The organism is Pseudomonas sp. NPDC008258, from assembly GCF_042956345.1.
GTDB lineage: Bacteria > Pseudomonadota > Gammaproteobacteria > Pseudomonadales > Pseudomonadaceae > Aquipseudomonas.
The window spans coordinates 42,225-61,769 of record NZ_JBIBGE010000021.1 but is presented as its reverse complement, the minus strand read 5'-3'; the positions used below and the strand labels follow the sequence as shown (position 1 = coordinate 61,769).

The window sequence follows — 19,545 nt, the reverse complement described above, 5'->3', positions numbered from 1 at the left end:
CTGAGCAGGGGTCGCAACGCGGCCCCTGCTCAATGCATGGCCAGAATCCGCAGCCCGAACTTCTGCTGCCCACCCGGCTGGTCGGCAATCCATACCACCTCGGTGCTGGCGTGCAGCCCTTTCAGTGCCGGGTGGTCGGAATCAATCCTCACTTCGATATGATCCCCCACCTGGAAGCGCTGTGGGGCCTGCACCTGCATACCGCTGCTGGACAGGTCCAGGCACACCGCCGCAATGACCTGGCCTTGATGCAACAGGTTCACCTCGGTGTCGATGCGCATGCGGATGAAATCGCGTTTCTCGCTGTGGCTGGAGGGCGTCTGGGGCATGCTGCATCCTTCCCATCGGGTTGCGCTGGTCCACTTTCTTATAACTCCCGGTGATTTGCCCTGTAAAGTGCGGCGAGGTCGACCCTTGCATGCTTGAAACGCCTGCCAGATGGGAGTACCGTCTGCGCCTTACAAGGTAGCTCTAACAGTTGCCGGACAGTTGCCGGTCAGGTGTTCTTGTCCTACAACTCAAGTAGAGTGTGACCACAAAGAATTCCCGTAGCTGGCCGTCTGCCTTGCCGACACCGCTGCACAAACCCAAATCGGCGCCGTTCGCCCACATGCAGAAAACCAGTGCAACGCTGCTGATTATCGATGACGACGACGTGGTCCGTGCGAGCCTCGCCGCCTATCTTGAAGACAGTGGCTTCAGCGTCCTCCAGGCCGGTAATGGCCAGCAGGGGCTTCAGGTCTTCGAAGAACACCAGCCCGATCTCGTGATCTGCGATCTGCGCATGCCGCAGATGGGCGGCCTCGAACTGATCCGTCAGGTCAGCGAGCGTGCGCCCCAGTTACCGGTGATCGTGGTGTCAGGTGCCGGCGTCATGAGTGATGCTGTGGAAGCTTTGCGCCTGGGCGCTGCGGACTACCTGATCAAGCCGCTTGAAGACCTGGCCGTGCTTGAGCATTCGGTGCGCCGCGCCCTCGACCGTTCGCGCCTGGTGCTGGAAAACCAGCGTTACCGCGACAAGCTCGAAGCGGCTAACCGCGAACTGGAGGCCAGCCTGCACCTGTTGCAGGAGGACCAGACCGCCGGTCGCCAGGTGCAGATGAACATGCTGCCGGAAAGCCCTTGGCTGGCAGGCGATTTTGCCTTCGAGCATCAGATCATCCCGTCGTTGTACCTGTCGGGTGATTTTGTCGATTACTTCCGCGTGGACGACCGGCGCATTGCCTTCTACCTCGCCGATGTTTCCGGGCATGGCGCGTCGTCGGCGTTTGTGACCGTGCTGTTGAAATTCATGACCACGCGGCTCATGTTCGAGCTCAAGCGCAGCAAGATGCGCGAGTTCAAGCCGTCGGAAGTGCTCAGCCATATCAACCGCGGCCTGATCAATAGCAAGCTGGGCAAGCACGTCACCATGGTCGGCGGGGTGATCGACGAAGAGTCTGGCCTGCTGACCTACGCGGTGGGTGGTCACTTGCCGCTGCCGGTGTTGCACACCCCCGAGCATACCCGCTACCTGGAAGGCCGTGGCCTGCCGGTGGGGTTGTTCGACGAGGCTACCTACCAGGACCTGGTGGTGGAGCTGCCGCCGCAGTTCAGCCTTACGCTGATGTCCGATGGCATTCTGGACCTTTTGCCGGGGCACACGCTCAAAGATAAAGAAACCGCCTTGCCGGAAATCGTCAAGGCAGCAGGTGGCAGCCTGGATGGGCTGCGTCAACGATTTGGATTGGCTACGCTTGGGGAGATGCCGGATGATATCGCCCTATTGGTGTTGAGCAGGAACCTTCAATGAGTACCGGTAGAATCCAGTTCGCCGAGCAGAGTGGCACCTTCGTACTGAAGTTCGTCGGTGAAGTGCGCCTGACCCTGTGTTCGGCGCTGGATGCAACGATCGAGAAGATATTCACCGCGTTGAACTTCTCGGCGATTGTCATCGACCTGACCGAAACCGAGAGTATCGACAGCACCACCTTGGGCCTGCTGGCCAAGTTGTCGATCCTTTCACGGCAGAAGGTGGGCCTGTTGCCGACCGTGGTGACCACCAACCCGGATATTTCCCGGTTGTTGCAGTCGATGGGCTTCGATCAGGTGTTCAACATCGTCGATCGTCCGATACCTTGCCCTGAGTGCCTTACCGACTTGCCGTCGCAGGACCAGAATGAAGATGTGGTGCGCTCCAAGGTGCTGGAGGCGCACAAGATCCTCATGGGCTTGAACGACTCCAACCGCGAAGCGTTCCATGATCTGGTGAGCGCGCTGGAGCGCAGCTGACCGGTTGCCAGGCTACTACCTGGCAACAAATTCGGTCGCTTCACCACCGCCGGCACCCAGCTGATACACCCGCGCCGGCCGCCCTTGTTCGTCAAAGAACACCTGGCCCAACCCCGCGCCATTCCACAAGCGCTCCCCAGCCTTGCTGTGGCTGGGCGTACGCGGCACTACCTCCATCTCCCGGCGCTTGGTAAACCAGTTAAGCGGCGAGCGCGGCGCATACAACCAGCGGTTGAGCCGGTCGAGCACATCCAGCAACCGCCGCGGGAACTCGTTCTTGATGCCACTGCTGGTCACCTGCCACAAGTGCGGGCTGCGCTGGCCGTGGCGGATCAGCACTTCGTAGACGAACGAATAATGCACGTCCCCGGACAGCACCACGTAGTGCCCCGGTGTGCGCGAGTGGCGGAAGATGTTGAGTATGACCTGCGCCGCACCCCGGTGGGCCATCCAGTTCTCGGCATCCACCAGCAGCGGGTAGCCCAGCCAGCTGAATACTTTCTGCACTGTTTCGATCAATTTCACGCCAAAGATCGGAGCGGGTGACACGATAACCGCCGAAGGGTGGTCAAGCAGCGCTTGCTGCAACTCGCTGAGTGCCTCCCAGTCGAGCAGGCCGGACGGCTTGGCGAGGCTGCTTTCACTGCGCCAGCGGCGGGTGCGGGTGTCCAGCACCAGCAAGGGCGGGTTGGTGGGCAAGTTGAACTGCCAGCCTTGAAAGCGCAGCAGTTTGTCGATCAGCGCATCCTGGTTCTGGCTGTTCATTACCTGGCATTGGCCGATCAGTGGCGCGCAGCCGTCGGGATCGTTACCCCAGGCCTGGCACAGCAGGTAGCCGAGCAAGGCATTGCCAATGATCCGTCGCGAAAACGGATGGTTGTAGGCGGTTTCTTCCCACTGTGCCGAGAGGTTCCAGTCGTCGGTGATGTCGTGGTCGTCGAAGATCATCAGGCAAGGCAGGTGGGCCATCACCCGCGCCACCTGGCCGAGGTTGTCGGCAAACGCCCGGATCAGTGGCAGTTCCTGCTGGTAACGAGTCTGGCGCTGGTCGCTGAGGCCACTGGGCATGTCCATGTCCACTAGCTGCCAAGGCACAGGCGACCAAACCAGCAGGTACATGGCCATCACCTCGGCGAAGGTCACAAGGTGGTTGTCGGCGTTGCTGGAGGAGAAAATCGGCTTGCGCTTGCCGCCAAAAAAGCGCTCGCGCAGGGTTTCATTGTGTTCCTGCGCCGGCAGCAGGTCGGCGCGGTGGTAGTAGCTGGCCGGGTGCTGGTACAGCGCCTGGCTGTCGGGCACTACCGCACCTTCAAGCTGCTCGTCGAACAAACCCAGGCGTGCGATCAGCCCATGAATTGCACGCAGCATGGGGCCGGCGACATCGTCGGCGTACACTTGGTCGCCGGTCATCAGTAGCACGGCCGGGCGCTGTTCAGGTTGCTCGCAGGCCAGCAGAAGGCGGTCGGCGCACAACAGGCCGTCGGCGGCGGGGTGGTGTGGCTTGCGGCAGGAGCCGTGCAGCAAATGGTCAAGGCGGTCGCGCAGTACCAGGTTTGGGCGTTTGCTGCCTGGGTAGAGCAAGTGTGGCGCCCAGCCGGCGATGCCATGGCCGTTGATGATCAGGTCGTAGTCGAGCAACTGGTTGCAGGGCAGGGGATCGGTGAAGTGGATATCAAGCAGGTGGATGAAGGCGTGCTTGCCGACCGGGATAACCTGGCAATCGACCTGTGCCTGGCTGGCCGGGCAGGTGAATTCAGGTTGCAGCGGTTGGGTGGCGACCAGCCAGACGGCCAGGCGCTGGGGTTCCAGGCGGCGCAGTAGCGGGCCGGTGAGTACTAGGGGCAAGGGGGTAGGGGAGGTCATCGACAGCTCGGGTGGCTTGCGGGCCTCTTCGCGCGTAAAACCGCCCTCACAGGTACAGCGCCAACTTCAGGCCTGTGGGGTTCACTGTGGGAGCGGGCTTGCCCGCGAAGAGGCCCTGGAATTCAATACACAACTGATGCCAGGGAAAACAAAACGGGCGGAAAATGCTGAACACTTCCCGCCCGTCAGGCAAACCCGATATGTATCAGGCTTTTTCAGCCATCACTTTCTCCAGTTTTTCCTGGTCCCGCGCAAACTGGCGGATGCCTTCGGCCAGCTTCTCGGTACCCATGGCATCTTCGTTCATCGCCCAGCGGAACTGGCTCTCACTCAGTTGCTGCTTGGCCTCGCCAGCATTGCCCGGCTTCAGCACCCGCGGCAATTCACCTTGGTCATCGCTCAGTTGCTGTAACAGTTCGGGGCTGATGGTGAGGCGGTCGCAACCGGCCAACTGTTCAATCTGGCCGATATTGCGGAAGCTGGCGCCCATGACCACGGTGTTGTAACCATTGGCCTTGTAGTAGTTGTAAATGCGCGTGACCGACTGCACACCCGGGTCTTCGGCGCCTACGTATTCCTGGCCGGTGCTCTTCTTGTACCAGTCGTAGATGCGGCCCACGAACGGCGAAATCAGGAACACCCCGGCATCGGCACAGGCCTGGGCCTGGGCGAAAGAGAACAGCAGGGTGAGGTTGGTCTGAATGCCTTCTTTCTCCAGCTTCTCGGCAGCGCGGATACCTTCCCAGGTGGAGGCCAGTTTGATCAGCACACGGTCGCGGCCAACGCCGGCCGCTTCGTACAGTTCGATCAGCTTGCGCGCCTTGGCCAGCAGGGCCGGCTCATCGAACGACAGGCGTGCATCCACCTCGGTGGAGATACGCCCCGGAATGACCTTGAGGATGCCCGACCCCACTGCCACTGCGAACTTGTCGCAGGCCAGGTCGACATTGCCCTTGGCATCGGCCTTTACCTGCTTGAGCAAGTCGGCATAGCCCGGGATGGCGGCGGCCTTCAGCAGCAGCGACGGGTTGGTGGTGGCATCGACCGGTTTCAGGCGGGTGATAGCGTCCAGGTCCCCGGTGTCGGCGACCACGGTGGTGAACTGCTTGAGTTGTTCCAGCTTGGAGGTCATGGGCGTGCTCTGTCCTGTGCATTTACTCGACATTACCCGAGCCCCGACGGCCGCTCAAGGGCCTGTAGGTGCGGGCCCGCCCACGAAGGGCGGTGCGAAGGTGAAGATTCGAGTCGTAAGCTGTCATGAGGTTCCGCAACTGCATGCATGGGCGGTTGTGGATGCCACTGGCTTACACAAGAAACTCAGGTCTGCGCCCCACCCTTGTGGGAGCGGGCGAGCCCGCGAACACCGGCGAAGCCGGTGCCATGCACCGCGTCGTCTGCTTCGCGAGCATGCTCGCTCCCACGGGATTGCACATACCTGACCTGCGCGGGGGCGACCATTGTGCCCGTCCAGCTGGATTACCGCCCTTGCAACAACTCCACCGCCTGGTCAAACACCGCCAACGGCTCCGCCGCCTTGTGAATATCTGCCGACAGCAACTGGCGGAACCGCCGCGCACCCTTGAAGCCTTGGGCCAGCCCCAGGATGTGCCGGGTAACGTGGTGCATGGCACCACCGCTTTGCATATGCGCAACAATATAAGGCCGCAGCTGTGCCAGCGCCTCACTACGGCTGACCACCGGTGCATCGCTGCCAAACAGCTGCTGGTCCACCTCGGCCAGCAGGTAAGGGTTGTGATAGGCCTCACGCCCCAGCATCACGCCGTCAAAGGTTTCGAGGTGCGCCTGGCACTCGTCCAGGGTCTTGATCCCGCCGTTGAGTACGATTTCCAGGTCCGGGAAGTCTGCCTTCAACTGCGCTGCCACGTCATAGCGCAGTGGCGGGATCTCGCGGTTTTCCTTCGGCGAAAGCCCTTCCAGAATGGCGATGCGCGCATGCACGGTAAAACTGCGGCAGCCAGCCTCGCGCACCTGCCCGACGAAGTCGCACAGTTCGGCATAGCTGTCGCGGCCATTGATGCCGATGCGGTGCTTGACCGTCACCGGAGTCGACACCGCGTCACGCATGGCCTTCACGCAATCGGCCACCAGCGCCGGGTGCGCCATCAGGCAGGCGCCGATCATGTTGTTCTGCACCCGGTCACTCGGGCAGCCGACGTTGAGGTTGACCTCGTCGTAGCCCGCGTCCTCGGCCAGGCGTGCGCAGGCCGCCAGGTCGGCAGGCACGCTGCCGCCCAGTTGCAGCGCCAACGGGTGCTCGGAGGCATCGTGGCGCAGGAAGCGATGGGCGTCGTTGTGCAGCAGGGCGCCGGTGGTGACCATTTCGGTGTAGAGCAGGGTTTGCTTGGAGAGAAGGCGCAGGAAGAACCGGCAGTGGCGGTCTGTCCAGTCCATCATCGGTGCAACGCTGAAGCGGCGTGACGGCTCAGGGCGCGTGGTTGCTGGGTTAGAGCCTAGGTCAGTGGTCATATCGTTCAACGTTTTCGGTACCGAATTCTAAATTTTGAGGCGTTTTAGCAAATTGCAGGGGCGGCGTAGCAAATGCTCGCAACAAAAAAGGACCTGCACCTGCCTGGGCTGTCGGTTAGTTTACCAAGGCAGCTTGGAATCCGTCAGGGTACAGGTCGGGGACTCGTTCTCAAACCTCTGCGTGTGCGTTACAAAAATTCATACACACGTGCAGACGTTAGCTATGTGTGCTGCTGCCTTTCTGTGGAGATCACTCCACCGCTATGGGGAAATTGGCATGTCGTTTCGTACCAAAAAGCGTGAACATCCCGTATCGATCCACATGCGAGTGGGTACCATACAGCGAGACCTGATCGATGCGGCGGTAGATCTGATGGGAACGGACAGAAGCAGCTTTATCCTGGATGCTGCCTGCAAGCGAGCAGAGGAGGTGCTCATTGAGCGCCAGCTGTTCCTTCTCGATGACGAAGCCTTCGACCGCTTCGAACAGGCACTGGAGCAAAACGCTCTGAAGGATAACAAGTGCCTACAGGTGCTAATTTCCAAACCCGTGCTGTGGAGCTGAGCAAGCCAGCGCATCAAACCGCACGCTATGACAGCGCGTGCATGCCGCGTTAGTTAACGCGCCATGCACGCGCTCACAGCCAACGTTTGACTACTTCAGCGGCACATAGATATCCGTCTGCCATTCCTCCAACGGCGTTTCCGGATACACGCTCAGGTAGTGGAAGAACAACGGATGATCGCGCAACTCTTCATCGCTCGAAGGCAACCAGTCCCGATAAATCGGGTAAATGGTTTCGCCGATGTAGTCAGGCGAGCCGACATGCCGAACCACGGCGCAACGCCCCGCCGGAATGACCCGTTCATGCACGCCGAACTCATTGGGTTGCACGGCCTCATCCATTTCCCCGCAAACCGCGAAGCGAAAGGCGTGCGCCGGGGTGGTGTCGGGGTTGTCGTAGGGGATGCCGAAGGTGCGGCTGCTGGCCACCGGCGATTGGCCGCTCTGCATGCGCCATTGGCGAAAGCGCGCAACGCTTTCGCCGACCAGGCCGGGCGCCCCGCGGTGCTCCAGCGCGGCTACGCGGGTTTCGGCGAAATCCACGATACGGATTTGCATGGTGATACTCCTGGAAAGGTGAGGAACAACGAATACCGCACTCCAGGCCTGCCAGTTCGGGGCCTTGGCGAACGCGCTCGGTGCCATGCCAAATGCGCGCTTGAACGCCCTGGCAAAAGCTTCGGGGCTTTCGAAGCCGGCGCTGAAGGAGGCTTCCAGCACCGAAATGGCAGGCGAGGCCGCCAGTTGATGCGCTGCCCGTCGAAGCCTCATCAGTTGCACATACCGCGAAACCGGTACGCCCATGTATGCCGTGAACTGCCGATGGAAATGAAACGCCGAGAAGCTGGCGATGCGGCTAAGGGCAGCCACCGACAGGTCGCCTTCGAGGTGGCTGTCGATGTAGGCAAGCACGGCTTCGAACCGTTTTGCGTAGGTCGGGTTGTGCTGTGAGTCAGTCAACGAACGGAATCTCCGGAAGGTGCGGTGAGCGCTAGCATCCGTTGTTCAGGCATCGAGGTGCCTAGCCGTGATTGCTCTCTGCGGGAGTGTCTTGACCATGGGGTGGATGGCACCGGCGTTGCCGGTGCTCGCGGGGGCGCGTCAGTAGTGTATGCCAAGCGTCAAGGAGCTGCGCAGCAGCCCCAGTGACGCTATCTGGCAGGCCGGTCAGTCAACCCGCACGAACTCATTCTTGGCCATGTCACTGCCGCCTACGGCTTCCAGGCGCTTGCCGCCGTCCAGCACGCGAACGTTGATCAGAGCAAGCCCGTCCTTGTTGCGTGCAGTGACTACATCATCCTTGCGTTCCCATTCCTCAACCTTGACCTTGCTGCCGTTGGTCATGATGTAGTCCTTGGAAAACTCCCATGTCTGCTTTGGGCTTTTGAAACCCATTACAGTGGTGGTCGCTTCGTAGGTGCCTTCCAGGGCGTCGTTGCCGCAGCCGGCCAGTACAAAAAATGGCAACGCTGCGAGCACAAACTTGAATTTACGCATGGGATTTCCTTATCGGTTGGTGTGTATCGGGGTTGCAGGCCACTTTATGCTGGCCCGCGTGTCAGAACCCGGTGAGCGCCACAGGCACCCATCCTTGGGCAGGCGCAAGCATACGGATATCAAGCTGCTTTGCAATGTCAGCCGGTGTGGGTAACGGCGCTGATGGGGGCATACCAGGGGGCAGCAGAATCAACATGAACCTGCTTCTGCTTCCTGGGCAGGAACGGCGTATCGAGCGTGCCCAGCGCAACCGACACCCAGTCGGCAAACTCACCGTGGGTGCGCGACCAGAACAGGCTTGAGCCGCATTCGCCGCAGAACTCGCGCACTACCGTGGGTGAAGAGGCAAATTTCTTGAGGCTGGTAGCACCGCGCAGTATTCGCAGTTGGCTGCGCGGAACGCTCCCGTACGAAGCAAACGCGGCCCCGTGGTTTTTGCGGCACTGGCTGCAGTGGCAGTGGCTTACAGCCTTTGGCGGGGTGAGTAGCAGGTAACTGACCGCTGCGCACAGGCAGCTTCCTTCATAGGTATCGATCACTGGCGCTTCCGTGCAGGTGGAAAGCGCCAGCGTAACTGCCTTGGCGTGATCAGTCGACTGGCCACTGCCGGGCTTTTGCCCGCGATCAATGCTGCGCGCTGTCCACCGCGATGCTTTCGCCAGAAACGTCGGCGTAGCGGGCACTGCGGTTGGCAATGGCGTAATGGATCAGCCCGCCCAGGCCAGCGCCGAAGAACCAGGAAAACTGCGACAACGTATCAAACGCCGGTACCAGCGCCAGCACGGTGGCGATCAGCGCAGCCGGGATAAATGCCGCTACGGCGCGCAGGTTGACCCCGCCGCTGTAGTGATAGGCGGCCTGTGAACTTTCGCTATACAACTGCGGCAGGTTCACGCGGCTGCGGCGTACCAGGTAATAGTCGGTGACGATGATGCCGTACAAAGGGCCGAGCAGGGCGCCCAGGCCGCCGAGGAAATACACGATTACCGACGGGCTGTTGTACAGGTGCCAGGGCAGGATCACCACCGCAATGGCGGCGCTGAGCAAGCCGGCGCGGCGGAAGGTGAGCAGGTTGGGCGCCAGGTTGGCCAGCACGTAGGCCGGGGCGACGAAGTTGGCCATGATGTTCACGGCCACGGTAACGATCAGGAACGCCAGGCAGGCAAGCACCAGGCCAGCGGTGTTGGGTATGGCGGCGACGATTTCAGTCGGGCTCTGCACCAGTTTGCCGTCGATGCTGAACTGCGCACCGGCCAGTACTACAGCGACCAGCGCGAAGCCGAGCATGTTCACCGGCAGGCCCCAGAAATTGCCCACGCTGATGGTGCGCCGGTCCGGGCAGTTGCGGGTAAAGTCGCAGAAGTTGAGGATCATGGTGCCATACAGCGAGACCCACAAGGCAGCCGCACCCAGCACCTTCAGCCACATTGTGGTGCCGGTTGGTGCCTTGCCGCTGGACCAGGAAATCGACAGGCCACTGCGCCAGTACATCCAGCCCGCAAGGCCGGTGAAGGCTACCAGGATGATGGGCCCGGTGATGGACTCGAAGCGGCGCACCATCTCCATGCCGTAGGCGAAAATCGCCACCTGCACGCACCAGATGCCGAGGAAGGTGACCCAGCCCAGGGGCGACAGGCCCAGGATCGCGTTCTGGTCATACGCCTTGAGGTCTGGAGCGAGGGCAGTCAGCAGAACGCGCAAAACCACCGAGGCAAGGTAGGTCTGGATGCCGAACCAGGCGATGGCGATGACCGCACGGATCAGTGCCGGGATCTGTGCACCATGGATGCCGAAGCTGATCCGGCACAGGACGGGGTAGGGCAGGCCGGTTTTCTGGCCCATGTAGCCGGACAGGTTCATCAGGCCGTAGATCACCAGCGCGCCGAGCGCGAAGGCGGCGAGGATCTGTGCGCCGCTCATGCCCAGGGCGAACAGGCCGATGGCGAAGGAGTAGTTGGCGATGTTGTGCACGTCGTTGGTCCACAGCGCAAACAGGCTGTAGCGCCCCCAGGTACGGTTCGCCGCGCGGGTCGGGGCAAGGTCGGCACTGTACAGGCGCGGGCTCAACGCCAGCTGGCCGGGCTCGGTCGTGTCGGTGGGGAGCGTATCAGGTGGGCTAACATCGGAACGCGAAATCGACGCCATCGGGACCTCGTGATGGTTGTGTACTTTTATTGTTGGATTTGTATACAAACAAGATTCGTACCAAGCCACGGGCGCCAATGAATGCTGGGCGCGCAGGTCTCTTTCGGCTTTTTCCGGTATGGCGTGAGCGGCGAGTTGGGAATTTTGTGCACACTTGCTGTGCTCATTTGTTACCACGCACGAGGAATGCAGGGGGCAGGTGGCTTTGTGCGGCGCGTTCCGACTAAGCTGGCAGCAGGGATCGAAGAGGGATTATTCGATGTTGCATGTATCGCTCGGGCTGAGCCTGTTGCTTGCCGCCGCCCTGGTCGAAGCGGCACCCCTGCAGGTGCCCACGCCGACCGAACTCAGGCACCAGCTCGACAGCCTCAAGCCTGGCCAGTTTCTCTGGTACCCGCAGGTGTCGCCGGTGGGGCCGGTAACCGTTGTCGTGAGCCTTACCGAGCAACGTGCCTACGTGTATCGCAATGGCATCGCCATCGGCGTCAGCACTGTGAGCAGCGGCAAGGCAGGCCGTGAAACGCCCACCGGTGTATTCAGCATTCTGCAGAAAAAGGTCGAGCACAAATCCAGCCTCTACAACAGCGCGCCGATGCCGTACATGGAGCGCCTGACGTGGGATGGTATCGCCCTGCACGCCGGCCACCTGCCGGGTTACCCCGCGTCGCATGGTTGCGTGCGCCTGCCGCTGGCGTTTGCCAAAAAGCTGTATGAGGTCACCGGTTTCAGTTCGACCACGGTTATTGTTTCCGACACCCACAGTGCCCCGGTGGAGGTCTACCACCCCGGCGTGCTGGCGCCTACGGTCAGCGAAGGCAAAGCCCAAGGGCCGCTGGTGTTGAGCAATCAACAGTTCTGGGACGACCCGGACCCTGCCTCAGGGCCGTTGTCGATCCTGGTCAGCCGCGCCGACTTGCGTGCCTATGTGTATCGCGGTGGCCAGCTGGTCGGCTCCGCCCCCGCACTTTCGCTGCAAAGCAGCCAGCATCGCAGCGGAATGGCGGTGTATTCCCTGCTGCAAAAGCCCTCCAGCCTGGCCGTCGACGGCGCGCTGCCCTTACATTGGTCAGTGGTGGGCCTGAGCAACCCGGAGTACGGGAATACGCCCTATGAACAATTGGGGCAACTGACCATCAACCCGGAGTTTCGTCGCCATCTACGTGCGGCGATGGATGTTGGCACCATGCTGGTGATCACCGACTGGGCGTCCACCCGGGATACCCGCAGCGACGGGAAATTCACGGTGATCAGCACCGAAGGCAGTGAGGAAGTTAAACCATTGGTCAAGAAATGATCGGCAATTCTTTAGAAATCAAGCAAAGTAGCCGCTTTTGGCTGCAATCAAGGCAAGAAAAGCCAGGTTTTCATCAGGGTAATCCATGTCGATGTTCAAACCATTGCAGGGGGCCATCCGGCTCTCGGTGGCCAGTATTGGCCTGTTTTTCCTCAGCGCCTGGCAGGCCGCGCACGCGCAGCCCCTGCCTGGTGCCGCCGAGTTGCAACGGTTGGCGCCGAATGCCAGCCTTTCGACCTTGACCCTGGCACTTACTGCCTACGCCTGTGCCAGCCACAGCGAAGCGGACAAGTTGCTGACGGTGATCGACTATTCAAAACCCTCGCGTGACAAACGCCTGTGGGTGTTCGACCTGCGCGCCAAAAAGCTGTTGTTCGAAGAGTGGGTTGCCCATGGCAAGAACAGCGGCGCCGATGTGCCAACCACGTTCTCCAATGCGCCGAACAGTTACCAATCCTCTCTCGGCCTTTATGAAACCGGCCAGACCTATAGCGGCAAGCACGGTCGCTCGCTGCGGCTGCAAGGGCTGGAACCGGGGTTCAACGACAACAGTATGTCGCGGGCGATCGTGATGCATGCCGCCGCCTATGCCGACCCCAAGGTCGTGCCCGGCCTTGGGCGCCTTGGGCGCAGCCAGGGGTGCCCGGCCGTTCGCCCGGCCATTGCCGGCAAACTGATCGAGACGCTGCAGCGCGGCAGCTATGTGTTTGCCTATTACCCGCAGCAGGATTGGCTGAAGAAGTCGCGCTTCCTCAACGCCCAGAGCTGCCCGCTGGCGGATCAATCGATCGCCAGCAAGTAGGCGAGTGGGTCAGGCGCTCCCCTTGGCCTGCTGCTCCAGATGCACCTGCAACGTCGGGTCGATTTGCAGTGCGGCGGCCAGTTCGTCAAGGTAGGCCCGCTCGGCGTCCTGCTGATCGTCCACCAGCATCACGCTGGCCAGGTACATTTCCGCGGCCATGGCCGGGTCTTGGGCCGACTGCGCGACCTCGGCAGCATCCAGTGGCTTGCTCACTTCTTCATCCAGCCACTGCTGCAGTTGCGGGTCGTTGGCGTGGCGTTTGATTTCAGCGTAGATCAGCTGTTCTTCCTGCTCGTCGATGCGCCCGTCAGCCTTGGCTGCCGCGATCAGTGCGCGCAGGATTGCATGGCTGTGATCTTCGGCCTCGGGGCCGGACAGCTGGTCTACCGTACGCAACGCTTGTTGCGGGGCTGCCGCCTGGCTGCGCTGCCAGCTTTGATAAGCCTGGAACGCCATCATGCCCAACGAAGCCAGGGCGGCATAATTGATGCCGCCAGCGGAACGGCCCTGGGTATAGCCGCCAGCGTTGCTGCCAGCGCCGCCCAAAATGCCACCCAGTAAACCACCAAGCCCCCCACCTGATGCACTGCCACCGCCAAGTAGCCCGCCCAGCAAACCACCCAGGCCGTCTTGCGATGACATACCGCCGCCTTGCGGTGCTTGCGAGCGCTGCCCGGCCCGAAGTAACTGTTCGAGCAAATCACTGGTGTTCATGGCGCCACCCTCGGTCGGTAGTCGTTGCCCAGACCAGCAACGATAGCTGTCGCAAGGTGAGCTGGCATGACCGTTTGGCTGCAAAGTTGGTGGTGAACGCGGCCAGGCCCGAGGTACCTGTGCATCACTCAGCTTGACGCGTGAAATTTTTTATGTAATTTTTCATGAAAAATAACGCTAAAAATTTCACGGCAGTCCGAAACGATGAAGATGCACGAAGAGGTTGAAGCCCTCGCGATCCTTATTCACGACCTGCGCAAATTCAAGAACCTGACCCTGGGTGAACTGGCCGAGCGCATCAACCGTTCAGTCGGTTTCCTTTCCCAGGTAGAGCGGGGCGTTTCGCGCCCGACCGTGGCAGACCTTACCGCCATCAGTGAAGCGCTTGGTGTGTCCACCGCTTACTTCTACAACCTGAGCAAGCCCCGCGGCATCGGCTGGGTCACGCGCCCCCATGAGCGGCGCACGCTGTACCTGGAGTCGGGCATCACCGATGTGCTGGCTTCGCCCACCATCGCCGGCGCCTTCTCCATGCTCGACAGCCATCTCGAGCCCGGCGCCAGCAGTGGCGAGGATTACCTGAGCGACCGTTCCGAGCAGGGCTGTTTCGTGCTCGAAGGCGAACTCACGGTATGGCTGGACGAGGGCGACGCGGTGACCCTCCAGGCCAACGACTGCTTCCAGCTGCAACCTCACGCGCAGTTTCGTTACGCCAACCTGACGGAAAAGACCACCCGCGTGCTCTGGGTCTTCAACTGAATCTGTTCACCTCACAAGGATAAGAAGATGAGTGTCATCTTTGCGGATCTGCTGACTGAAGTGCGCTCGTTCCGGGCGCAGCACCCGGCAATACGTTATGTCGACCTGATTGCGCTGGATATCCCCGGGCACTTCTATGGCAAGCGCTACCCCATGGACATGCTGGAAAAAGTCGCAGCCGGCACACCGTTGAAGCTGCCGCAAAACTGTGTGCTGTTGGGCACCCAGGGCGGCCTTTACCCGATTGGTGACTACTGCTTCGCCGACGGCGACCCGGATGCCGCCCGGCGCCTGGTGCCGGGTACCCTGAAACCGGTGCGCTGGGAAAAGGAAGTGATTGCCCAGATGCTCATCACCTCCGATGGCACAGCCAAGCCTATCGAGTTCGAACCCCGTGAAGTACTGGCCCGCGTCATCCAGCGCCTGGCCAAACGTGGCATTCGCCCGGTGGTGGCCTTCGAGCTGGAGTTCTACCTGTTCGACCGCAAGCTCGACAACGGCCTGCCGCAATACCCACGGGATACCGCGACCGACGACGAAGACGACCAGCCGAACATGCACATCGAGCGGCTGTCACGCTTCTCGTCGGTGCTGCACGAGATGGTCGATGGCGCCAACGAACAGGGTGTGCCGGCGAACGTCATCACGGCGGAGCTTGGCCCAGGCCAGTTCGAGATCAACTTCGCGCACAGCGAAGATGCCCTGAGCGCGGCAGACTGGTCGGCGCTGTTCTGCCGCAGTACCCGCGGCATCGCGGTGAAACACGGCTACCGTGCCAGCTTCATGAGCAAGCCGTACCTGGATGCGCCGGGCAGTGGCATGCATGTGCACGTCAGCCTGTACGACAGCGCTGGCAACAACATCCTGGCGGGCGCAGAGCAGCGCAAGCTGCGCCATGCGGTGGCCGGATGCCTGGAGCTGCTGCCCCACTGCATGCCGATCTTCGCCCCCAACCACAATGCCTACCGCCGCTACGGCGCCATGGTCAATGCGGCCAGCAAGGCCAGCTGGGGTTTCGAGGACCGCGACGCCTGCATTCGCATCCCCGAGTCCGACCCGCGCAACCTGCGTATCGAGCACCGGATCGCTGGCGCCGATGCAAACCCGTATCTGGTGCTGGCGGCCATCCTGACGGGCATGGAGCATGGCCTGGATCGCGGCGCCGAACCCATCGCCCCGTTGAACGAAAACCGCCAGAGCGGCATCGACTTCCCCAAGGATGCCCTCAGTGCCCTGGCCGCCATGCGTCACCACCCGGTGGTCAACGAAGGCCTGGGCAGTGAATTCGTGATGGTCTATTGCGAAAACAAATACCAGGAGCAACTGGACTTCATGCGCCACATCGATGCCCGCGAGTACCGCTGGTTCCTGTAAGTGCCGAAGCTCGAACAGCGACACCTTCCCAACGTTTGAATACCACGCGCAATACCGATTTGCCGGAGGAAGATATGCCACGTGTGCCCGTTATTGGCATTACCGCATGCACCAGCATGATTGAGCAGCATGCCACCCAGACCATCGCCGAAAAGTACGCACGCGCGGCGGCCAAGGCAGCCTGTGGCTTGCCCATCGTGATACCCAGCCTTGGCGAGCTTATGGACAGCGCCGACATTCTTGACGTGGTGGACGGGCTGATCTTCACCGGGTCGCCGTCCAATATCGAGCCGTTCCACTACAACGGCCCGGCCAGTGCTGCGGGGACCCATCACGACCCCTTGCGTGATGCCACCACGTTGCCGCTGATGCGTGCAGCCATCGCCGCAGGTGTGCCGGTGCTGGGGGTTTGCCGTGGCTTCCAGGAAATGAACGTGGCGCTGGGCGGCACGCTGCACCAGAAGGTGCACGAAACCGGCATGTTCATGGACCACCGCGAAGGCAAGGGCGAGCCGATCGAAAAGCAGTATGGCCCGCGTCACACCATGCATGTGGAACCCGGCGGCCTGCTCGACCGCATGGGCTTGCCGGCGGTCTTCGACGTCAATTCCATCCACGGCCAGGGCATTGATGTACTGGCGCCCGGGCTGAGGGTGGAGGCGCTGGCACCCGACGGGTTGGTGGAAGCGATTTCAGTCCAGGGCAGCAAGGGCTTTGCCTTGGCTGTGCAATGGCACCCCGAGTTCCAGGTCATGGACAACCCGCATTACCTGACCATCTTCCAGTCCTTTGGCAAGGCTTGCCGGCATCGCTCGGTATTGCGCCAGAAGCTGTTGCAGTCCGCCTGAATACCGACCGTTCCCTTTGATAAAAAAATACCTGCGCAGCCTGGCTGCGCAACGTGATGGAGTGAAAAAATGAGTGAACAGAATTCGCAGACCCTTGCCTGGCAAGCCATGAGCCGCGACCATCACCTGGCCCCGTTCAGCGATGTGAAGCAACTGGCCGAAAAGGGCCCGCGCATCGTCACGTCGGCCAAGGGCGTGTACCTGTGGGACAGCGAAGGCAACAAGATTCTTGATGGCATGGCCGGCCTGTGGTGCGTGGCGGTCGGCTATGGCCGCGATGAGCTGGCCGAGGTCGCCAGCCAGCAGATGAAGCAGCTGCCGTACTACAACCTGTTCTTCCAGACCGCGCACCCGCCTGCGCTGGAGTTGGCCAAGGCCATCGCCGATGTGGCGCCGCAAGGCATGAACCACGTGTTCTTCACTGGCTCCGGCTCTGAAGGCAACGACACCGTGCTGCGCATGGTTCGCCATTACTGGGCACTCAAGGGCCAGAAGAACAAGAAAGTCATCATCGGCCGCATCAACGGTTACCACGGCTCCACCGTGGCGGGCGCAGCGCTGGGCGGCATGAGCGGTATGCACCAGCAGGGCGGGGTGATCCCGGATATCGTGCACATCCCGCAGCCGTACTGGTTTGGCGAAGGCGGCGACATGACCGAGGCCGACTTTGGCGTGTGGGCGGCCGAGCAGTTGGAGAAGAAGATCCTCGAAGTTGGCGTGGACAACGTTGCCGCCTTTATTGCCGAACCGATCCAGGGCGCCGGTGGTGTGATCATTCCACCGCAAACCTACTGGCCGAAGGTGAAGGAAATCCTGGCCAGGCATGACATCCTCTTCGTCGCCGACGAAGTGATCTGCGGTTTCGGCCGTACCGGCGAGTGGTTCGGCACCGACTACTACGACCTCAAGCCCGACCTGATGACCATCGCCAAGGGCCTGACCTCCGGTTACATTCCAATGGGCGGAGTGATCGTGCGTGACGAAGTGGCCAAGGTCATCAGCGAAGGCGGCGACTTCAACCATGGCTTCACCTATTCCGGCCACCCGGTGGCGGCTGCGGTGGGCCTGGAGAACCTGCGTATTCTGCGTGACGAGCAGATCATTCAGCAGGTGCACGATAAAACCGCGCCGTATCTGCAACAACGCCTGCGCGAGCTGGCCGACCACCCGCTGGTGGGCGAAGTGCGCGGCCTGGGCATGCTCGGTGCTATCGAGCTGGTGAAAGACAAGGCCACCCGCGCCCGTTACGAAGGCAAAGGTGTGGGCATGATCTGCCGCCAGCACTGCTTCGACAACGGCCTGATCATGCGCGCCGTGGGCGACACCATGATCATCGCGCCGCCGCTGGTGATCAGCCTGGAAGAGATCGACGAACTGGTGGAAAAGGCCCGCAAGTGCCTGGACCTGACTTATCAGGTTGTTCGCTGAGCATCAGTGAGTGCCACCGGGGCTGCTGTGCAGCCCATCGCCGGCAAGCCAGCTCCCACAGGGATCGCGCAGTTCTTCAGGCATGCGCTGTACCTGTGGGAGCTGGCTTGCCGGCGATGGGCCGCAAAGCGGCCCCGGGTTGCTTGACTGATGGGCAGCAAATCCTTGAAGAAATTTGCTTTGTGAAATGAATCATGTACTTTTCAGGGCATTCATTTTCCCGTCCGAAAGTCGCGATTCAACTATGAAAGTGCACGAAGAGATTGAAGGCCTGGCAGTACTGATTCGCGACCTGCGCAAATTCAAAGGCCTGACGCTGGGCGAGCTGGCCCAGCGCATTGGCCGCTCGGTGGGTTTTCTGTCCCAGGTTGAACGGGGCGTATCGCGCCCAACCGTAGCCGACCTCACCGCCATCAGTGAAGAGCTCGGCGTTTCGACCGCCTATTTCTACAAGCTGGAAAAACCCCGCGAACTCGACTGGGTCACCCGCCCGCATGAGCGCCGCACCCTGCACCTGGCGGGCGGCATCACTGACGTACTGGCATCCCCCACGATATCGGGCGCCTTCTCCATGCTCGATAGCCACCTGGAGCCAGGCGCCAGCAGTGGTGAGGCGTATCTGGACGACAGCTCGGAGCAGGGCTGCTTCGTGCTCGAAGGCGAGCTGACCGTATGGCTGGGCGGCGGCGAGCCGGTAACGCTGCGCGCCAGTGACAGCTTTCAACTGCAACCCCACGCCAGTTTTCGTTATGCCAACCTTACCGACAAGCCCACGCGCGTGCTTTGGGTGTTCAGCTGAGGGGCGCGTAGGTTAACGCCATGGTTGTGATGGCAACTTTGTATCTGGGCCAATGCAGGTCGAGGTGTGGGAGATGACCCGCAGTGGCTGGTTCGATGGCTCGCTCCGATCAGGTCTTGATCAACAACCCGCGTAGCAGTATTCGCAGGGCGTCAGTCGCACTTCGCAAGCGCGCTGGCCCTTGATCCCCGTCAGCAATCCAGAGCGTGGCTTCAGACAAGCTGCCATAGATCATCGATGCCAACGCTTCGGCGTCCATTTCAACTACTACGCCTTGCACCATGAGCGCGTCGATCAAGTGCTGCATGGACTTGACGCAATGACGTTGTGCTTCAGATGAGGCCCCTCCCAGAACGGCTCTGGCGTCCCGCAGCACGAGGCGCTGGATTTCAGGTTCCAGCGCCATCTGCAAGTAAGCCTCGCAGCGTCCGTGAAAACCTTCCCACGCGTTTTCAGCGTTATCGGAGATGGCTTGCAGGCGCGCATCCATTTCCGCATCGATCTGCTCGACAACGGCTGCAAGCAGCCCTTTCTTGTCGCCAAAGTGGTGATAAAGCGCGCCACGGGTAAAGCCTGCCTGGGCGGTCAGGTCGTCCATCGATGTATCTGCATAACCCTTTTCACTGAACACCCTGCGGGCGGTGTTCAGCAAGGCCGCTCGGGTCTCTTCCATGTCGGCACGGGTGCGGCGAACCATTT

The 19,545-nt window shown here is 61.2% G+C and carries 20 protein-coding genes; 10 read left to right on the top strand and 10 right to left on the bottom strand.

Going from position 1 to position 19,545, the window contains the following annotated elements:
• Window positions 1–29: 29 nt before the first annotated feature.
• Entirely contained in the window at window positions 30–329 is a 300-nt protein-coding gene (locus ACFY9W_RS17825) for a PilZ domain-containing protein (RefSeq protein WP_391132528.1), read from the bottom strand.
• Between the two features lie 281 nt (window positions 330–610).
• Between ACFY9W_RS17825 and rssB the strand changes: the two genes are divergently transcribed.
• The gene (rssB, locus tag ACFY9W_RS17820; protein ID WP_391132622.1) at window positions 611–1,792 is read left to right on the top strand and encodes a two-component system response regulator RssB; all 1,182 of its coding nucleotides are present in this window, start codon (window positions 611–613) and stop codon (window positions 1,790–1,792) included.
• On the top strand, window positions 1,789–2,271 hold the full coding sequence (gene rssC, locus ACFY9W_RS17815) for an anti-sigma factor antagonist RssC (RefSeq protein WP_019096598.1): 483 nt from the start codon (window positions 1,789–1,791) through the stop codon (window positions 2,269–2,271). The genes rssB and rssC overlap by 4 nt, the downstream gene beginning before the upstream one ends.
• A 15-nt stretch (window positions 2,272–2,286) precedes the next feature.
• Here the strand turns inward: rssC and ACFY9W_RS17810 are convergent, their stop codons facing one another.
• From ACFY9W_RS17810 to dusA, 3 genes are all read right to left on the bottom strand, one after another.
• Window positions 2,287–4,134 carry an alkaline phosphatase D family protein gene (locus ACFY9W_RS17810; RefSeq protein WP_391132525.1) on the bottom strand — a complete coding sequence of 616 codons (1,848 nt, stop codon included), beginning with the start codon at window positions 4,132–4,134 and terminating at the stop codon, window positions 2,287–2,289.
• A gap of 205 nt (window positions 4,135–4,339) precedes the next feature.
• Window positions 4,340–5,266 (bottom strand): transaldolase, encoded by a 927-nt coding sequence (gene tal, locus ACFY9W_RS17805; RefSeq protein ID WP_391132523.1) that lies wholly within the window; start codon window positions 5,264–5,266, stop codon window positions 4,340–4,342.
• A gap of 344 nt (window positions 5,267–5,610) precedes the next feature.
• Window positions 5,611–6,621, bottom strand: a complete 1,011-nt coding sequence (dusA, locus tag ACFY9W_RS17800) for a tRNA dihydrouridine(20/20a) synthase DusA (RefSeq protein WP_391132521.1) — start codon at window positions 6,619–6,621, stop codon at window positions 5,611–5,613.
• Window positions 6,622–6,898: 277 nt separating this feature from the next.
• Here dusA and ACFY9W_RS17795 point away from each other — a divergent pair, with 277 nt between their 5' ends.
• On the top strand, window positions 6,899–7,186 hold the full coding sequence (locus ACFY9W_RS17795; RefSeq protein ID WP_391132519.1) for a DUF1778 domain-containing protein: 288 nt from the start codon (window positions 6,899–6,901) through the stop codon (window positions 7,184–7,186).
• Window positions 7,187–7,276: 90 nt separating this feature from the next.
• Here ACFY9W_RS17795 and ACFY9W_RS17790 read toward each other — a convergent pair whose 3' ends face one another.
• From ACFY9W_RS17790 to ACFY9W_RS17775, 4 genes are all read right to left on the bottom strand, one after another.
• Window positions 7,277–8,146 (bottom strand): GyrI-like domain-containing protein, encoded by an 870-nt coding sequence (locus ACFY9W_RS17790; RefSeq protein WP_391132517.1) that lies wholly within the window; start codon window positions 8,144–8,146, stop codon window positions 7,277–7,279.
• A gap of 207 nt (window positions 8,147–8,353) precedes the next feature.
• On the bottom strand, window positions 8,354–8,683 hold the full coding sequence (locus ACFY9W_RS17785) for a hypothetical protein (RefSeq protein ID WP_391132515.1): 330 nt from the start codon (window positions 8,681–8,683) through the stop codon (window positions 8,354–8,356).
• A 137-nt stretch (window positions 8,684–8,820) separates the two neighbouring features.
• On the bottom strand, window positions 8,821–9,222 hold the full coding sequence (locus tag ACFY9W_RS17780; protein WP_391132513.1) for a GFA family protein: 402 nt from the start codon (window positions 9,220–9,222) through the stop codon (window positions 8,821–8,823).
• Window positions 9,223–9,307: 85 nt separating this feature from the next.
• Window positions 9,308–10,828 carry a cytosine permease gene (locus ACFY9W_RS17775; protein WP_391132511.1) on the bottom strand — a complete coding sequence of 507 codons (1,521 nt, stop codon included), beginning with the start codon at window positions 10,826–10,828 and terminating at the stop codon, window positions 9,308–9,310.
• A 259-nt stretch (window positions 10,829–11,087) separates the two neighbouring features.
• On the opposite strand from ACFY9W_RS17775, the gene ACFY9W_RS17770 reads away from it, so the two are divergent.
• Both ACFY9W_RS17770 and ACFY9W_RS17765 read left to right on the top strand, forming a co-directional pair.
• Window positions 11,088–12,122: a L,D-transpeptidase family protein gene (locus tag ACFY9W_RS17770; RefSeq protein ID WP_391132509.1), complete on the top strand. Its 1,035-nt coding sequence runs from the start codon at window positions 11,088–11,090 to the stop codon at window positions 12,120–12,122.
• 85 nt (window positions 12,123–12,207) lie between these two features.
• Window positions 12,208–12,924 carry a murein L,D-transpeptidase catalytic domain-containing protein gene (locus tag ACFY9W_RS17765; protein WP_391132507.1) on the top strand — a complete coding sequence of 239 codons (717 nt, stop codon included), beginning with the start codon at window positions 12,208–12,210 and terminating at the stop codon, window positions 12,922–12,924.
• 9 nt (window positions 12,925–12,933) lie between these two features.
• On the opposite strand, the gene ACFY9W_RS17760 is transcribed toward ACFY9W_RS17765, so the two are convergent.
• Window positions 12,934–13,638 carry a DUF533 domain-containing protein gene (locus ACFY9W_RS17760; RefSeq protein ID WP_391132505.1) on the bottom strand — a complete coding sequence of 235 codons (705 nt, stop codon included), beginning with the start codon at window positions 13,636–13,638 and terminating at the stop codon, window positions 12,934–12,936.
• 204 nt (window positions 13,639–13,842) lie between these two features.
• Between ACFY9W_RS17760 and ACFY9W_RS17755 the strand changes: the two genes are divergently transcribed.
• From ACFY9W_RS17755 to ACFY9W_RS17735, 5 genes are all read left to right on the top strand, one after another.
• Window positions 13,843–14,397 carry a cupin domain-containing protein gene (locus ACFY9W_RS17755; RefSeq protein WP_391132503.1) on the top strand — a complete coding sequence of 185 codons (555 nt, stop codon included), beginning with the start codon at window positions 13,843–13,845 and terminating at the stop codon, window positions 14,395–14,397.
• Window positions 14,398–14,424: 27 nt separating this feature from the next.
• Window positions 14,425–15,771: a glutamine synthetase family protein gene (locus ACFY9W_RS17750; RefSeq protein WP_391132501.1), complete on the top strand. Its 1,347-nt coding sequence runs from the start codon at window positions 14,425–14,427 to the stop codon at window positions 15,769–15,771.
• Window positions 15,772–15,845: 74 nt separating this feature from the next.
• Complete coding sequence (locus tag ACFY9W_RS17745; RefSeq protein ID WP_391132499.1) at window positions 15,846–16,619, top strand: gamma-glutamyl-gamma-aminobutyrate hydrolase family protein; 774 nt, start codon at window positions 15,846–15,848, stop codon at window positions 16,617–16,619.
• Window positions 16,620–16,688: 69 nt separating this feature from the next.
• Window positions 16,689–18,047, top strand: coding sequence for an aminotransferase (locus ACFY9W_RS17740; RefSeq protein ID WP_391132497.1), 1,359 nt, complete (start codon window positions 16,689–16,691; stop codon window positions 18,045–18,047).
• Between the two features lie 244 nt (window positions 18,048–18,291).
• Entirely contained in the window at window positions 18,292–18,846 is a 555-nt protein-coding gene (locus ACFY9W_RS17735; protein ID WP_391132495.1) for a cupin domain-containing protein, read from the top strand.
• Between the two features lie 109 nt (window positions 18,847–18,955).
• On the opposite strand, the gene ACFY9W_RS17730 is transcribed toward ACFY9W_RS17735, so the two are convergent.
• The gene (locus ACFY9W_RS17730) at window positions 18,956–19,543 is read right to left on the bottom strand and encodes a TetR family transcriptional regulator (protein WP_391132492.1); all 588 of its coding nucleotides are present in this window, start codon (window positions 19,541–19,543) and stop codon (window positions 18,956–18,958) included.
• Between the last annotated feature and the right edge of the window lie 2 nt (window positions 19,544–19,545).

Coding starts and splice junctions, on each gene's coding strand:
- ACFY9W_RS17825 (WP_391132528.1), bottom strand. CDS start 329: ATGCCCCAGACGCCCTCCAGCCACAGCGAGAAACGCGATTTCATCCGC.
- rssB (WP_391132622.1), top strand. CDS start 611: ATGCAGAAAACCAGTGCAACGCTGCTGATTATCGATGACGACGACGTG.
- rssC (WP_019096598.1), top strand. CDS start 1,789: ATGAGTACCGGTAGAATCCAGTTCGCCGAGCAGAGTGGCACCTTCGTA.
- ACFY9W_RS17810 (WP_391132525.1), bottom strand. CDS start 4,134: ATGACCTCCCCTACCCCCTTGCCCCTAGTACTCACCGGCCCGCTACTG.
- tal (WP_391132523.1), bottom strand. CDS start 5,266: ATGACCTCCAAGCTGGAACAACTCAAGCAGTTCACCACCGTGGTCGCC.
- dusA (WP_391132521.1), bottom strand. CDS start 6,621: ATGACCACTGACCTAGGCTCTAACCCAGCAACCACGCGCCCTGAGCCG.
- ACFY9W_RS17795 (WP_391132519.1), top strand. CDS start 6,899: ATGTCGTTTCGTACCAAAAAGCGTGAACATCCCGTATCGATCCACATG.
- ACFY9W_RS17785 (WP_391132515.1), bottom strand. CDS start 8,683: ATGCGTAAATTCAAGTTTGTGCTCGCAGCGTTGCCATTTTTTGTACTG.
- ACFY9W_RS17775 (WP_391132511.1), bottom strand. CDS start 10,828: ATGGCGTCGATTTCGCGTTCCGATGTTAGCCCACCTGATACGCTCCCC.
- ACFY9W_RS17770 (WP_391132509.1), top strand. CDS start 11,088: ATGTTGCATGTATCGCTCGGGCTGAGCCTGTTGCTTGCCGCCGCCCTG.
- ACFY9W_RS17765 (WP_391132507.1), top strand. CDS start 12,208: ATGTCGATGTTCAAACCATTGCAGGGGGCCATCCGGCTCTCGGTGGCC.
- ACFY9W_RS17760 (WP_391132505.1), bottom strand. CDS start 13,638: ATGAACACCAGTGATTTGCTCGAACAGTTACTTCGGGCCGGGCAGCGC.
- ACFY9W_RS17755 (WP_391132503.1), top strand. CDS start 13,843: ATGAAGATGCACGAAGAGGTTGAAGCCCTCGCGATCCTTATTCACGAC.
- ACFY9W_RS17750 (WP_391132501.1), top strand. CDS start 14,425: ATGAGTGTCATCTTTGCGGATCTGCTGACTGAAGTGCGCTCGTTCCGG.
- ACFY9W_RS17745 (WP_391132499.1), top strand. CDS start 15,846: ATGCCACGTGTGCCCGTTATTGGCATTACCGCATGCACCAGCATGATT.
- ACFY9W_RS17740 (WP_391132497.1), top strand. CDS start 16,689: ATGAGTGAACAGAATTCGCAGACCCTTGCCTGGCAAGCCATGAGCCGC.
- ACFY9W_RS17735 (WP_391132495.1), top strand. CDS start 18,292: ATGAAAGTGCACGAAGAGATTGAAGGCCTGGCAGTACTGATTCGCGAC.
- ACFY9W_RS17730 (WP_391132492.1), bottom strand. CDS start 19,543: ATGGTTCGCCGCACCCGTGCCGACATGGAAGAGACCCGAGCGGCCTTG.